This window comes from Paracidovorax avenae ATCC 19860, assembly GCF_000176855.2.
GTDB classification, from domain to species: domain Bacteria; phylum Pseudomonadota; class Gammaproteobacteria; order Burkholderiales; family Burkholderiaceae_C; genus Paracidovorax; species Paracidovorax avenae.
The window spans coordinates 3,485,185-3,499,561 of record NC_015138.1 but is presented as its reverse complement, the minus strand read 5'-3'; the positions used below and the strand labels follow the sequence as shown (position 1 = coordinate 3,499,561).

General features: G+C 69.0%; 14 protein-coding genes. 4 read left to right on the top strand and 10 right to left on the bottom strand.

Going from position 1 to position 14,377, the window contains the following annotated elements; all coding sequences use genetic code 11:
- Window positions 1-37 precede the first annotated feature (37 nt).
- Genes ACAV_RS15335 through ACAV_RS15325 form a run of 3 tightly spaced genes read right to left on the bottom strand, consistent with a single transcriptional unit; the run spans window position 38 to window position 2,525 of the window.
- Entirely contained in the window at window positions 38-841 is an 804-nt protein-coding gene (locus ACAV_RS15335) for an ABC transporter permease (protein WP_041829255.1), read from the bottom strand.
- A gap of 11 nt (window positions 842-852) precedes the next feature.
- Window positions 853-1,689, bottom strand: a complete 837-nt coding sequence (locus ACAV_RS15330) for an ABC transporter permease (protein WP_013595484.1) — start codon at window positions 1,687-1,689, stop codon at window positions 853-855.
- A gap of 5 nt (window positions 1,690-1,694) precedes the next feature.
- Complete coding sequence (locus ACAV_RS15325) at window positions 1,695-2,525, bottom strand: ABC transporter ATP-binding protein (protein ID WP_013595483.1); 831 nt, start codon at window positions 2,523-2,525, stop codon at window positions 1,695-1,697.
- 448 nt (window positions 2,526-2,973) lie between these two features.
- On the opposite strand from ACAV_RS15325, the gene ACAV_RS15320 reads away from it, so the two are divergent.
- The 3 genes from ACAV_RS15320 to cysE all read left to right on the top strand — a co-directional run bounded on the left by ACAV_RS15320 (window position 2,974) and on the right by cysE (window position 6,387).
- Window positions 2,974-4,620, top strand: coding sequence for an alpha,alpha-trehalose-phosphate synthase (UDP-forming) (locus ACAV_RS15320; protein WP_013595482.1), 1,647 nt, complete (start codon window positions 2,974-2,976; stop codon window positions 4,618-4,620).
- Between the two features lie 86 nt (window positions 4,621-4,706).
- Window positions 4,707-5,540, top strand: coding sequence for an RNA methyltransferase (locus tag ACAV_RS15315; protein WP_013595481.1), 834 nt, complete (start codon window positions 4,707-4,709; stop codon window positions 5,538-5,540).
- A 49-nt stretch (window positions 5,541-5,589) separates the two neighbouring features.
- On the top strand, window positions 5,590-6,387 hold the full coding sequence (cysE, locus tag ACAV_RS15310; protein ID WP_013595480.1) for a serine O-acetyltransferase: 798 nt from the start codon (window positions 5,590-5,592) through the stop codon (window positions 6,385-6,387).
- 21 nt (window positions 6,388-6,408) lie between these two features.
- Here the strand turns inward: cysE and ACAV_RS15305 are convergent, their stop codons facing one another.
- The 3 genes from ACAV_RS15305 to yjgA all read right to left on the bottom strand — a co-directional run bounded on the left by ACAV_RS15305 (window position 6,409) and on the right by yjgA (window position 8,797).
- Window positions 6,409-7,446: a hypothetical protein gene (locus ACAV_RS15305; RefSeq protein WP_013595479.1), complete on the bottom strand. Its 1,038-nt coding sequence runs from the start codon at window positions 7,444-7,446 to the stop codon at window positions 6,409-6,411.
- Window positions 7,447-7,530: 84 nt separating this feature from the next.
- Window positions 7,531-8,142, bottom strand: a complete 612-nt coding sequence (gene mog / locus ACAV_RS15300; RefSeq protein WP_013595478.1) for a molybdopterin adenylyltransferase — start codon at window positions 8,140-8,142, stop codon at window positions 7,531-7,533.
- Window positions 8,135-8,797: a ribosome biogenesis factor YjgA gene (yjgA, locus tag ACAV_RS15295; protein ID WP_013595477.1), complete on the bottom strand. Its 663-nt coding sequence runs from the start codon at window positions 8,795-8,797 to the stop codon at window positions 8,135-8,137. The genes mog and yjgA overlap by 8 nt, the downstream gene beginning before the upstream one ends.
- Before the next feature lie 64 nt (window positions 8,798-8,861).
- Here yjgA and pmbA point away from each other — a divergent pair, with 64 nt between their 5' ends.
- On the top strand, window positions 8,862-10,316 hold the full coding sequence (gene pmbA, locus ACAV_RS15290) for a metalloprotease PmbA (protein ID WP_013595476.1): 1,455 nt from the start codon (window positions 8,862-8,864) through the stop codon (window positions 10,314-10,316).
- 52 nt (window positions 10,317-10,368) lie between these two features.
- Here the strand turns inward: pmbA and ACAV_RS15285 are convergent, their stop codons facing one another.
- The 4 genes from ACAV_RS15285 to ACAV_RS15270 form a co-directional block, all read right to left on the bottom strand.
- On the bottom strand, window positions 10,369-10,947 hold the full coding sequence (locus ACAV_RS15285) for a DUF4303 domain-containing protein (RefSeq protein ID WP_013595475.1): 579 nt from the start codon (window positions 10,945-10,947) through the stop codon (window positions 10,369-10,371).
- A 247-nt stretch (window positions 10,948-11,194) separates the two neighbouring features.
- Entirely contained in the window at window positions 11,195-11,896 is a 702-nt protein-coding gene (locus ACAV_RS15280; RefSeq protein ID WP_081463132.1) for an IPTL-CTERM sorting domain-containing protein, read from the bottom strand.
- Window positions 11,897-12,009: 113 nt separating this feature from the next.
- Complete coding sequence (locus tag ACAV_RS15275) at window positions 12,010-12,813, bottom strand: aldolase/citrate lyase family protein (protein WP_013595473.1); 804 nt, start codon at window positions 12,811-12,813, stop codon at window positions 12,010-12,012.
- A 59-nt stretch (window positions 12,814-12,872) separates the two neighbouring features.
- A complete protein-coding gene (locus ACAV_RS15270; RefSeq protein ID WP_041829254.1) occupies window positions 12,873-14,369 on the bottom strand; it encodes an NAD-dependent succinate-semialdehyde dehydrogenase in 1,497 nt (498 codons plus the stop codon).
- Window positions 14,370-14,377: the final 8 nt, after the last annotated feature.

The window sequence follows — 14,377 nt, the reverse complement described above, 5'->3', positions numbered from 1 at the left end:
GCGCGATAACCGGGTATTTTAGCGCCCTTGGCGAATTTCAGCTGCCGGTGGATGCGTGGCGCCGCAATCCCACGCTCCAGGCGCCGAACGCCGCCGCGAGGAAGGCGAAGCCCGCGAGCGGCGAAACCCAGCCCACCCAGGCGGGTGCGCCGAGCGGATCGGCCCGCCCCAGGATCGGCAGCACGGGGTAGTAGGCCACGCAGGCCAGCGGCACGGCGAACGTGAGCAGGCGCCGCAGCCAGCGGGCGTACAGCGCCAGCGGGTACTGGGCCGCCTCCACGCCCCCGTAGGTGAGCACGTTGGCGACCTCCAGGCTCTCGGTGGTCCAGAACGAGAGCGTCCCCTGCAGCACCAGGATGCCCAGGAACAGCGCCACGCCGCCGGCCACGGCGAACACGGCCAGCGCCACGGTCTGCGCCGTCCAGGCCACCTCGGCATGGACCGTGCCGAAGGCCAGCACGGCGAGCCCCTGCAACAGGCGCCCCGCGCGGCTGATGCGCACGTCGTGCGCCATCAGTTGCAGCCACACCGGGCGCGGGCGCAGCAGCAGGCGGTCGAAGGCCCCCGTGCGCAGGAACTGCGTGCCCAGCGTGTCGAAACCCCGGCCCAGCGCGTCGGCGATGGCGAACATGCAGTTCACCAGCCCGTAGAACACGGCCACCTCGCCGATGCGCCAGCCCTGCACGTCGCCGAACCGGTGGAACAGCGCCCAGACCGCCATCGCCTCGATGCCCGTCACCAGGCCCTGGCCGATGGTGAGCATCAGCGCCGACGCGGGGTAGCGCGCCTGCCCGCTCAGCGATGCCAGCGCGAGGCGCAGGAACAGCGCCGCCGATCCCATGGGCCGTGGCTTCATCCGCCCTGCACCTCCAGGTTGCGCAGGGTGCGCTGCAGCAGGACGCGACCCAGCCCCGCGGCCGCCAGTACCCAGAAGCACTGCAGGCCCAGCCCTGCCAGCGCTTCCGTGCCCGCCAGCTGCCCGAAATAGATGCGTGCCGGAATGTCCACGATGCCCGCGAGCGGTTGCAGCAGCAGGGCGGCCTGCCAGCCGTCGGGCAGCAGCGCCAGGGGCAGCAGGTTGCCGGAGAACACGATGACGACCGGACCGGCCAGCGTATTGATGCCCCGCTCGTTGAGCGCTGCCGCCGTGACCACGTTGAGCAGCATCACGAACGCCGTGGAGAGCACCAGCGCCAGCAGCAGCGACAGGGCGAACGTCGCCGCCGCCATCCAGCCGGCCGGGGGCTGCAGCGCCCAGCCCTCCAGGCCGGCCACCGGCAGGACCACCCCGGTGAACGCAGCCATGAGCGCGGCCCGCGGCAGCACCCGCGCGGTGATCCATCCGGCGGAGCGGGCGAACCACAGCGCATAGGCGTCCACCGGCCGCAGCCGGTCGTAGGCCACGGCCCCGGTGCGCACCGACTGCGCCAGTTCCGGGTCGGCGCTCCAGGGCAGGAGGGCGAACAGCCCCTGTGCCAGCCAGGTGTAGGTGATGGCCTGTGCCAGCGACAGCGGTGCCGCCGCGGCCGCCGCACCGCCGTAGAACGCCGCCATCACCATGGCCTTCAGGCCGCCCCACCAGCACTGCGTGATGAAGCCGGCCCAGGCCGCGGCCCGGTACTGCAGCATCACGAGGAAGCGCGAAGCGAACGCTGCCCGGTAGGGGCGCAGGAGCGCGGCCGGGGCCATCGCCGTCATCCTTCGGCGGCGCCGTGCATCGCGTAGAAGCGCGCGATCACGGCCTCGATGGTCATGTCCTCGTCGTCGGGACGCGCCGCCGCCACCTGGGCCCGCAGCGCGTCCACGCCGCAGTCGGCCAGCACCCGGCCGTGGCCGATCACGATCACCCGTTCGGCCAGCGCCTCGATGTCGTGCATGTCGTGGGTCGTGAGCAGGACGGTGGTGCCGCGTTCCCGGTTGGCCCGCCGCACGAAGTCGCGCACCGCGAGCTTGGAGGGCGCATCCAGGCCGATGGTCGGCTCGTCCAGGAAGAGGATGTCCGGCTCGTGCAGCAGGGCCGCGGCGATTTCCGCACGCATGCGCTGGCCCAGGGACAGCTGGCGCACGGGCTGGTCGAGCACGCGCTCCAGGTGCAGCAGTGCCACCAGTTCGTCGCGTGTGCGGGCAAAGCGCTGAGGATCGACGCGGTAGATGTCGCGCAGCAGCGCGAAGCCGTCGCCCACCGGCAGGTCCCACCACAGCTGGGTGCGTTGCCCGAACACCACCCCGATGCGCGCGACGTGCCGCTCGCGTTCGGTGAAGGGATCGCGTCCGTCGATCTCCACGCGGCCGCCGTCGGGCCGCAGGATGCCCGAGAGGATCTTGACGGTGGTGGACTTGCCGGCGCCGTTCGGCCCGATGAAACCCAGCATCTCGCCCCGCTGCAGGCTGAACGACACATCCGACAGCGCCGCGACCGTGCGGTAGCGCGGGCGTGCCAGGGCCCGCAGCGCGCCGAGCACGCCGGGGTCGCGCTCGTGGATGCGGTAGGACTTGTGCAGGTGGCGGACGGCGATGTGATCCATGGCGGGAGGGCGCGGATGCTACACGAACCCCGGGGAGGGGCTGCTGTGGACGTTCGTGGCTGCCGGGAGGCATGTCCCAAGTGCCTGACAGGCACTGTCGTCTGCTGGCTCGGGAGGGCGCACGGTCTGCGGGTTTTCCGACTCCTTTCTGGGGTGAAAGTAATTATGCGGAAACGAAATTTTCTCGAGAAATATTATTTCCGAATAATATTTTCAATCATTTGATTGATGAGAATGAATGCAATAAAAATTTCAATAGACTGTATTCAACGATTTCCGGAGCGCCATCCGGTCTGTCCTGCCCCCAGGCCTGCTCAGGGCTCCGCCGAGGAAATCCGCAAAAAAATGGCCGTGCTCTCGGTGGCTATTCGTATTCCATATCCGGGAGCCGCGGTTGAGCCCTGCATTTTCAATCAAGGGGCATTATCCAGAAATTAAGGAATCCACCATGGTCCGACACGTATCCGGAGCGCGCCGCAGCGCGGCCCCTCCAGCATTCCAGGTAGGGGGCGAGGCCCGCCATGCGGTCTCCGAGCGCCCACCTCCAGCCGGCAGGGCACTGGAGCGCGCTGCGATCCAGCCCCGGCGCAAGAGGCCGTTCGACGGTTCGGGTCCGGCGCAGCCGGAAACCCGGCAGCGGCAGCGCCCGCCGCAGAACCGGCTGGTCGTCGTTTCCAACCGCATGGTGGACCCATCGAAGCCCGCTGCCGGCGGCCTGGCCGTTGCCCTGGCCGACACCATGCACGACAACCCCGGCCTCTGGATGGGATGGAGCGGCGCCATCGGCGGACGGCCTGGTACGCCCAGTGTGCACAAGCAGGCGTTCGGCCAATCCACCCTGGTGGGCATGGACCTCAGTCGTACCCAGTCCAGGCAGTACTACGCGGGCTACAGCAATTCGGTGCTCTGGCCCGTGATGCACGGCAGTGCCGGCTGGGCCGACATCCGGCCGGGCCAGTACGGCGTCTATCGCCAGGTCAACCGGATTTTCGCCGCGCAGCTCGCCCCGTTGCTGCAGCAGGACGACGTGCTGTGGATCCATGATTACCACCTCATCCCGCTCGCGCAGGAATTGCGCCGGCTCGGGTGCCGGCAGCGCATGGGCTTCTTCAACCACATCCCGTTCCCGGAACCAGGGGTCTTCCGGGCCATTCCGGAGCACAGGGAGCTGGTGGAGTCGCTTTTCTCCTATGACTTGGTGGGCATGCAGATACCCCGGGACGTAGAGAACCTCCAGGGCTATGTGCGCGAGGAGCGCATCGGGGACGCCGCCGCGGACGGAAGCCAGTTGCGCGCTTTCGGGCGCCAGGTGCAGGTGCGCGACTTCCCGATCGGCATTGATATCCAGGGCCTGATGGCGCATGAGCCCGACACCGGGCCCGGTGGTGTCCTGGAGCGCATGCGCGCCGAGAAGGCTGAAGGGCGGCTCCTCATGGTGGGGGTGGAACGGCTGGATTACTCCAAGGGCGTGCCCGATCGGTTCGCCGCGCTCGGGCAATTGCTGGAAGACCGCCTGGACCTCCACGAGAAAGTGACCTTCGTGCAGATCGGTGCGCCGTCCCGCCCGGAGGTGCCGGCCTATGCCGCATTGGCGCGCAGGACGCAGAAGATGGTGGACGGCATCAACAGTAAGTACGGGACGCCGTCTTGGACGCCCATCCTGTACTTCGCCGAGCCGGTCAGGCGAAGCGCGCTGCCGGAGATCTACCGCATGGGCCGGGTGGGCGTGGTGACTTCCGTGGCCGACGGCATGAACCTGGTCGCAAAGGAGTATGTCGCCTCGCAGGATGAGCGCGATCCCGGGGCGCTGGTCCTCTCCCGCGGCGCCGGTGCGGCGCACCAGCTCCAGGATGCGATCCTGGTCCCGCCGGCGGACCGGTCCGCCATCGCGCAGGCCTACGAGGCGGCGCTCTCCATGCCGCTGGATGAGCGCAAGGAGCGCCACGGCCGGCTGCTGGACAACGTGAAGACGGAGGACCTCGCGAAGTGGCGCGAGGATTACCTGTCCGCCCTGCGTTCCGTGCCGCAGTCCGAGAGGCCGCAGGACCGCGGAATATCCGGTCGGGAGACCGGCAGGTCGGTCGGCCTGCACTGACGGCTCGGCAAGCCGGCAGGACCGGGAGCGGGGTAGGAGGGCCGCAGCGGCGACAATCGCGCGTCCTTCCCGCTGTGCCGCTTCCCATGAAAACCCGCTTCATCCTCATCCAGACCAGCCATGCCGGCAACGTCGGCGCCGCCGCCCGCGCCATGAAGACCATGGGCTTCGGGGATCTGGTCCTGGTGGCCCCGCGCTGGCCCAACGTGCTGCGGCGCGAAGAGACCATCCAGCGCGCGAGCGGAGCGCTCGACGTGCTGGAGAACGCCCGTATCGTCGCCACGCTGGACGAAGCCCTGGACGGCATCAGCCACCTGTGCGCCACCGCGATGACGCCACGCGATTTCGGCCCGCCCACCCGCTCGCCGCGCGAGCATTTCGAATGGCTGGTGCGCAGGCAGTCCGCCGATGCGGGCCATCCCCTGGCCGAACTGGCCCTGGAAGGGGGCGTGGCCCCCGTGCCACCCACGGACACCGATCCCGCCTCCGCACCGGCGGCTGCGGCAGGGGAGGCGGGTGTCGCCTTCCTGTTCGGCTCCGAGCGCTTCGGCATGGCGAACGAGGACGTGTACCGCTGCCATGTCGCGCTCTCCATTCCCACCAACCCCGGCTTCGGCTCGCTCAACCTGGGCGCGGCCATCCAGGTGATCGCCTACGAATGGCGGCTCGCGCTCGGCGGCTTTCCCGTGCGGGACGCCGCACCCGCGTCCGCGCCCGCCGACGCCGCCCAGGTGGCCGGCATGCTCGCGCACTGGGAGCGCGCGCTGGTGGACATCGGCTTCCTCGACCCGGCCGCGCCCAAGAAACTCATGCCGCGGCTCAACCAGCTTTTCAACCGCGCGCAACCCACCCCCGAGGAAATCCACATCCTGCGCGGTGTCGCCAAGGCCATGTCGGAAGCGGCGCAGGCGAAGCGATAGACTGCAAGGCCGATTCCCGCCCCGCGCCCATTCCACGAGCCCCCTTCCCATGTTCGACCGCCTGCGCTCAGACATCCAGTGCATCCTCGACCGCGACCCCGCGGCCCGCAGTACCTGGGAGGTGGTCACCTGTTATCCCGGCCTGCATGCCATCTGGCTGCACCGGCCTGCGCACTGGTGCTGGACGCATGGCCTCAAGTGGCCCGGGCGCTTCATCTCGCATTTCGCGCGCTGGCTCACCGGCATCGAGATCCATCCCGGCGCGAAGATCGGCGAGCGGGTCTTCTTCGACCACGCCATGGGCGTGGTGGTGGGCGAGACCGCCGAGATCGGCGACGGCTGCACCATCTACCAGGGCGTCACCCTGGGCGGCACGTCGCTCTACAAGGGCGCCAAGCGCCATCCCACGCTGGGCCGCGACGTGGTCGTCAGCGCGGGCGCGAAGGTGCTGGGCGGTTTCGAGGTGGGCGATGGCGCCAAGATCGGCAGCAATGCCGTGGTCATCAAGCCCGTGCCCGCCGGTGCCACGGCCGTGGGTATTCCCGCGCGCATCATTCCTTCCAGGGCAGGGCAGAGCGCCGATGTCACCGAGGCCGCCAGCCCGCCGCGGCCCGAGCCCCGCGCGTTCTCGGCCTATGGCGTCACGCAGGAAGACGACCCGCTCTCCCAGGCGATGCGCGGGTTGATCGACAACGCTTCGTCGCAGGAGCGCCAGATCGCGCTGCTCTGGGCTGCCATCGAAAAGCTCTCCCAGGCGGCGCCGCAGGCCAGCGACTGCGTGCCGTGCGACGCCAACCGCAACGAGCAGTTCGAGGCCGAGAAGCTCAACGCGCTGGTGGGCAAATAGGCGGAGCGCGTCCCGGCTTTATCAGCGCTTTGCGTAGAAGGCGCGCAGCGGTGCGTCGAACGCCGCATGGTCGAGCTGCCACAGCCCCATCGGCCCGCGCAGGTACGGAATGGGATAGACCGACCCGGTGGGAAACTGCTCCCAGTATTCCTTCGCCCGCGGGAATCGCATCGCCGGCAGTCCCAGGGTGGGATCGACGGGTTTGAGGTGTGCGGTGCCGGTGACCCGGTAGTCGTAGTTGCGCGACGGTGCCTGCGCGAGCACCTGGTCGATGCGCTTGGCCAGCGGCAAGGCGCTGCCGGCCATCACGGCGACCAGCATCAGGGCCAGCACATTGGATTCGCGGGCGGGCACGTCGCCCCCCAGCAGGTGCCGGTAGGCCAGCAGGTAGGCGAGGGCCGCGGCCGACAGGGTGCCCACCCACGTGAGCGGATGGCGCAGGATGCGTCCGATCTGCGCATCGGTGAGTTCGAAGCGTGAAATGGCGAAGGTGTCGATCAGCGCGAAGAACAGCAAACCGAAAAACAGCACCATCGCCAGCACGCTGCGCGGGTTCTTCTCGAGCGCGAAGTCCTGTGTCTGCGCCTCGGTGAGCTCCTGCCCGGTGAAGACCGCGCGGAAGATGTCGGACAACGCCTCGCGCGACTGCAGCGCATTCATGCCCGTGTCCGCACTGAACACGATGGTGCCGCGCGGTGTCTCCAGCTGGGCCCAGTACAGGTTGCCCGCCCTCAGGTTGCGGTTGCCCAGCCATTCGGCGCGGCTGTGGCGCAGGTCGATCGGCACGTCGAACGGGTGCCCGTCCTTGTTCCAGAACCCCTTCATGCGCACGGCATCGTCGCCCTCGGCGATCAGCACACCCTTGCCTTCGAACGGCAGCAGCCGCAGCCAGCTGCGGAAAAAGCGCGGACGGGCGACGTTGATGCGCCAGTACTGCACCCCTTTGAGTTCCTGGACCAGTGCATCCTGGCGGCGTTTCAGGCTGCGGTGGCGATAGAACATCACCAGGATGGCCAAGAGGAAGGCCAGTTGCACCAGGGCGAGGAGGAGTGTGGACATGGACTTGGGTCGAGCGGGCGAGGGCCCGGGCGCCGCATGGTACTGTCGGGCCCAGGTTCGCGCCAGTCCCGGCGCGCTACGGGTTCACTCCGGCCGTGCCGGCCTGCGTGCGTCCTTGGGCCTGAATGCCTTGCACACCGCCTCGCGCGTCTCCAGGTAGGGGCCGCCGATCAGGTCGATGCAGTAGGGCACGGCCGCGAAGATGCCCGGCACGGCCGTCTTGCCCTCGGCGTCCTTCAGGCCTTCGAGCGTCTCCGCGATGGCCTTGGGCTGCCCCGGAAGGTTGATGACCAGGCTGCCGTGGCGGATCACCGCCACCTGCCGCGACAGGATGGCCGTGGGCACGAAGCGCAGGCCGATCTGCCGCATCTGCTCGCCGAAGCCCGGCATCTCGCGGTGCGCCACGGCCAGCGTGGCCTCGGGGGTCACATCGCGCGGGGCAGGGCCCGTGCCGCCGGTGGTCAGCACCAGGTGGCAGCCCGCGCCGTCCACCAGATCGATCAGCGTGGCACTGATGCGCTCCTGTTCGTCGGGGATCAGCCGCTCCTCGAAATGCACCGGGTTGTGCAGCGCGCGCTCCAGCCAGTCGCGCAGCGCGGGCAGGCCCTTGTCCTCGTAAACGCCGCGGCTCGCGCGGTCGCTCACCGACACGATGCCGATGCGTACCGGCTCGGGCGGGGGCAGGGCCTCATGCATCGCGCTCGGTCTCTTCGTGGCGAGCGTGCAGGGCGGCTTCGTCCATCTGCGTGCGCACCAACTGGAACAGCTCTCGGTAGGCGCGGCCCTTGCGCGGCGCGAGGCCTTCGGAAACCTGTACGTTGGCCTCCTTGCCTTCGGGTGCGTCCTTGCGGGCCTGGCGGATCAGTGCACGCAGCTGCTGGGTGTCGGTGCGCGGGAAGCGCTCCATCCAGAGGGGCAGGGCGCCGTCGTCCGCGATCAGCCGCTCGCGCCATTGCTCCGCTTCGTGCAGCGCGAGCTTTTCCGCGGCCGAGCCGTTGTGCTGCTCGTCCAGCGCGGCGCGCGCGGCGATCACCACCGATTCGTCGAGCTGGCGCATGAGCTTGCCCACGTACTGCATCTGCCGGCGCTTGCCTTCGAAATTGGTGATGCGCCGCGCTTCGGCCAGCGCGTCCTGCAGCTTGTCGGGCAGTTGCAGGCGCGCCTGCAGGTCGCTGCGCAGCGTGAGCAGGTCCTGGCCGAGCTGCTGCAGCGCATCGCTCTCGCGCTTGAGATCGGTGCGGCTGGCTTCGGTCGTGCCTTTGAGCTCGGCCTTGAGCTGCAGGTCCAGTTCGCTGCCTTCGGCGACGAAATGGCCCTTCACGAAATAGCCTTTTTTGGGTTTGCGGGACATGGGAGAGGGGACAAAAAGAGGCCCTGGGCGGGGGCGGAAGGCGGCAAGTATCATAGCCGGCGATATGAAGACCACCCGCCCCCGTACCGCAGCCCGCGCTGCTGCCTCTCCCTCCCACCCTTCCGCTCCCGCGTCCGTCCCTGCCGGCGGCGATGCCGGCAACGGCTTCAGCTACAGCCGCGGCGTGTTCGAGGAACTGGTGGACCGGGCACTGGCCCACGCGCTGCGCCTGGGTGCCACCGATGCGGGCGCCGAGGCTTCCGAGGGCTGCGGGCTGTCGGTGAGCGTGCGCAAGGGCGAGCTGGAGACGGTGGAACGCAACCGCGACAAGTCGCTGGGCATCACCGTGTACGTGGGCAACCGCCGGGGCAACGCCAGCACGTCGGACTTCTCCGAACGCGCCATCGAGCAGACCGTGCAGGCTGCCTACGATATCGCCCGCTTCACCGCCGAAGACCCGGTAGCCGGCCTGCCCGACGTGTCGGACGTGGCCGCCCCCGGCACGCACCGCGAGCTGGACCTGTTCCATCCCTGGGCCATCACCAGCGAAGAGGCCGCCCGCATCGCGCTGGAATGCGAGGACGCGGCGCTGCGCACGCACCGCCGCATCACCAACAGCGAGGGCGCTGCCGTCTCGGCCCAGCAGAGCCATTTCTTCAGCGCGCACACGCACGGCTTCCGGGGGGGCTACGCCAGCTCGCGCCACAGCATCTCGGTGGCACCCATCGCCTCGCTGCCGGGCCGCAATGCCGAGATGCAGCGCGACGCGTGGTATTCCTCCATGCGCGATGCGGCCGAGCTGTCCTCCCCCGCCGCCGTGGGCCGCTATGCGGCCGAGCGCGCCCTGAGCCGCCTGGGCAGCCGCAAGATCCCCACCACCGAATGCGCGGTGCTGTTCGAATCGCCGCTGGCTGCGGGGCTGCTCGGCGGCTTCACGCAGGCGGTGAGCGGCGGGGCGCTCTATCGCAAGAGCAGCTTCCTGCTCGACTCGCTGGGCCGCCGGGTCTTCCCGGAACACATCGACATCGACGAGGACCCGTTCGTCGCGCGCGGCAAGGGCAGTTCGCCTTTCGACGAAGAGGGTGTTCGCGTGGCCCCGCGCAAGGTGGTGGATGCCGGCGAGGTGCAGGGCTACTTTCTCAGCAGCTATTCCGCCCGCAAGCTCGGCATGAAGACCACCGGCAATGCAGGGGGCTCGCACAACCTCGTGCTCACCTCGCGCCTCACGCAGCCGGGCGACGACCTGGACGCCATGTTGAAGAAGCTCGGCACGGGCCTGTTCGTAATCGAGCTGATGGGCCAGGGCGTGAACTACGTGACCGGCGACTATTCCCGCGGCGCCAGCGGTTTCTGGGTGGAGAACGGCGAGATCGCCTTCCCCGTGCACGAGATCACCATCGCCGGCAACCTCAAGGACATGTTCCTGGGCATCGAGGCCGTGGGCGCTGACGCCTACAACTACGGTGCCAAGACCGTGGGCTCGTTGCTGGTCAACCGCATGAAGGTGGCGGGCAGCTGAGAAAAGCCGCCATGCCGCGCCGGCGGCATGGATCGGGATCGCCCGCGCGGCCCTATTCTTCCCAGGCGGCCGTCCATGCCCCGAACTGCTCCTGCACATCGGGGCCGTTCAGCCGGGCGACGCGATGGCGGAGCACGGACGCGTCTTCGTCGCCATCCGACACCGTGACCAGCAGCATGAGCCGTGGATCGGCGAATGCCGGGTCTTCTGCACGCAGGCGCTCCAGCACCTGCACGAAGGTTTCCAGCAGCTCCTCGCGGAAGGCCTCGAATGCCGTGGAGTCTTCTTCCGGTTCGCCTTCCAGCGCCATCACGTGCGTGCGCACCCGGGTGCAGAGGGCATCGAAAGCCTGTTCTGCGCCTTCGCCCTCCATGGGCCATTCGGTCGGGCTGAAGCGGTAGAAGTCGGCCTCGTCCGGGTTCTCATCGACGAGCACGTGCAATTGCCGCTCCGTGGCCATCGCCGGGCAGACCGTCATGGCGCCATCGTCGGTGTAGAGCGCGAAGGCACGGACGGGATCGTCGCCGCAGCGTGCGGAAATCTCGGACAGGGCTGCGCGGCTGGCTGCCGCGATCTGATCGGCGAGTCCAGAGAAGTCGAACGGTGAGCGGGTGGAAGGACCTGAAGGCATGCGGACCGGATTCTGAAGAAAGGGAATGTGCGGGACGCAGGAGGGCAGTGGCCACTGCCTGCGGTCCATGATAGTGGCGAGGCACTGCCTCTCGCGGTGAGCGGCCCCTTCGCTGTGTTTCAATGTGCACAGCACAGGCCCTTGCTGATCGCGACCGCTGCATGCCGCTACGGTGGGCTGGTCCCCAAGCGAAACAACCCGCCAGCGGCGGGTTGTTTGTTGCCTGGCCACGAGGCCTGGGCGCAGATCAACGCTGGCGGCGCAGGCGTGCAATGCCGAACAGGCCCAGCAGCGAGGCCATCAGGATCAGGCCCCACTCGGACACCGTGGGGATGGGGGCGGCCGTGCCGGTCACGGGCGGCGGGGTCTGGGCCATGGAGTAGCTCACCGGCGAATTGAAACCGGTGCTGCGAGACGTATCGGTCACCACCGCGGACAGGCAGGTGTCGGCCACGCCGCTATTGCCCGTGCCCAATGTCTGGCAGGCGGAGTTGTGGGTGCCGACGCCGTTCGCCCCGGCCAGCGTGACCGCATTGAACCGGCTTGTGTTGTTGTGCGGAACGGGGCCCGTCGTCCACTGCACCGCCTGCATCGAATTCACATTGGTGATGTTGCCCGAGGCGTCGGTGGAGATGCGCAACGAGTTCAGCCGGGCATTCGTGTCCGTGGAGGCGACGGTATCCAGGCCGTTGGCGAAGCTGTAGGAGGTGACTGTGGAGCCGATTTCCAGGTTGCTGGCGTTGGCCGGCAGGGCGCCTGACGTGGTGAACGTGCCTGACACATTGTTGGTGGACACGAAGTTCGCGCAGCTGCTGGTGGGCACCGTGGTGCAGTTCGTGTAGTTCTGGATGTTTCCGTAATTGCCCGTGCTGGTCACGTTCACCGTCGCACCGAACGAGGTGCCTGCCGCTGCCATGGCCACCAGGCCCAATAGGATTTTTCTCATCATCACCTCCGGTTGTTAGCAAAATGTTACCAGCCTACCAGTTTACGCCGCCAATTTCATTTCGCCACGGTCCGTAGCCACTTTCCTCGGCCCGGGGACCGGATTCCCGGGGTTTATCAGTAGGCCGCGTTGGCTTTCGCCGACACTGCCTCGCCGGCGCCGTCGAACTGCGCCCGCAGCCTTCGCGCCGCGCCCACGAACATCAGCACATCCACGCCGACCGCCACGAACGTACAGCCGAGTTCCAGGTAGCGCCGCGCCAGGGCGGGATCCGAGGTCAGCGTGCCTGCGGCTTTGCCGCTGGCGACGATGGTGCGCATCGCGTCCTCGATAGCCGCCTGCACTTCAGGGTGGCCTGGGTTGCCGCGGTGTCCCATGGACGCGGCGAGGTCCGCCGGCCCGATGAAGACGCCGTGCACCCCCTTCACCGCGCAGATGGCGGGCAGGTTGCGCAGGGCGGTGGCGGTCTCGGCCTGCACCAGCAGGCAGACCTCGTCGTCGGCCACGGCGAGGTAGTCCGCGCGGCCGCTCCATTGCGACACGCGACCGACGGCGCTGCCCACGCCCCGGATGCCGTGGGGCGGGTATTGCGTGGCGGCGGCGATGGCGCGGGCCTGCTCGGGCGTGTCCACCATCGGCACCAGCAGCGTGCGCGCGCCGATGTCCAGCACCTGCTTGATGAGGGCGGTGCTGCCTTCGGCGATCCGCACCACGGGCTGCGAGGGGTAGGGCGCCACGGCCTGCAGGGCGCCGAGTGTGCTGCGCAGGTCATTGGGCGCATGCTCGCCGTCGATGAGCAGCCAGTCGTAGCCGGTGGTCGCGGCCGCCTCGGCCAGGTAGGGATCGGCCATGGAGAGCCACAGGCCGATCTGAGGGCGGCGGGCGGCGAGGGCAGCTTTGAAGGGATTGTGTGCGGGCATGGGTGTGTTTCCGGTCGAATGCGGAGGGCGAATGGTCTGCGGAGTGGATGGAGCCGCAGTCAGCCGAGCCCGCCCTGGCAAAGGTACTTGGTGTGCAGGTAGTCGTCCAGCCCGTGGGTGGATCCCTCGCGGCCATAGCCGGATTCCTTCACGCCGCCGAAGGGTGCGGCCTCGGCCGCCAGCGCGCCCTCGTTGATGCCCACGATGCCCGTCTCCAGCGCATCGGCCACGCGCCAGATGCGGCGCACGTCATTGCTGTAGAAGTACGCGGCCAGGCCGAAGGGCGTGTCGTTGGCGGCGGCGATCACTTCCTCTTCGCCGTCGAAGACGGTGAGCGGCGCCACCGGGCCGAAGGTCTCCTCGCAGGCGCAGGCCATGCTGGCGTCGGCGCCCGTGAGCACGGTGGGCGCGTAGTAGTGGGCGCCCAGCGCATCCAGGCGCCGGCCGCCGGCGAGCACCTTCGCGCCGCGGGCCACGGCATCCTGCACATGGCGCTCGATCTTCTCGACGGCGCGCGCGTTGATCATCGGGCCGATCTGCGAGGCCGGGTCCGTCGCGGGGCCCACGTGCAGGGCCTGCACGCGCGCGGCGAGCTTCTGCGCGAACGCGTCGTGCACGGCGCGGTGCACGAACACTCGGTTGGGACACACGCAGGTCTGCCCACCGTTCCTGAACTTCGCGGCCATGAAGCCGTCCACCGCCGCATCCACGTCGGCATCCTCGAACACGATGAAGGGTGCGTTGCCGCCCAGCTCCAGGGAGAGCTTCTTGAGCGTGTCGGCGCTGCGGCGCGCCAGGTGCTTGCCCACGGGCGTGGAGCCGGTGAAGGTGATCTTGCGCACGCGGGAATCGTCGAGCCAGGCATCCACCACCGCGGGCGTGTGCTCGCGCGAGGCGGTGACGATGTTGAGCACGCCCGGCGGAATGCCCGCTTCCTCGGCCAGGGCGACGAGCGCGAGCGAGGTGAGCGGCGTGTCCTCGGCCGGCTTGCAGACCACCGTGCAGCCGGCGGCGAGCGCGGGGGCGATCTTGCGCGCGATCATCGCGGCGGGGAAATTCCACGGGGTGATGGCGGCCACCACGCCCACGGGTTCCTTGAGGGCGAACATGCGCCGGCCCGGCACGGGCGCGGGGATGACCTCGCCGTTCATGCGCGTAGCCTCTTCGCCGAACCATTCGATGTAGCTCGCGGCATAGGCGACTTCGCCCTTGCCCTCGGCGAGCGGCTTGCCCTGTTCCAGCGAGATGAGCGCGCCGAGCCCGTCCTGGTGGGCCAGCACGAGATCGTTCCAGCGCTTGATGAGGGCCGCGCGCTGCTTGGCCGGCACGTGGCGCCAGGTGGCGAAGGCCGCGTGGGCGGCGTCGGTGGCGGCGCGCGCGTCCTCGGCGCCGCCGTCGGGCACGTGCGTGATCGTGTCACCGGTGGCCGGATCGGTGACGGCGAAAGTGGCGCCGCTGGCGGCGGCCTGCCAGCGGCCGGCAATGCAGAGCTGGCTGCGCACCAGCGGGCGCGCGGCGGAGAGGGGGGAGGCAGGCGAGGAAGAGGAGGTGGTCATGTCGCGCA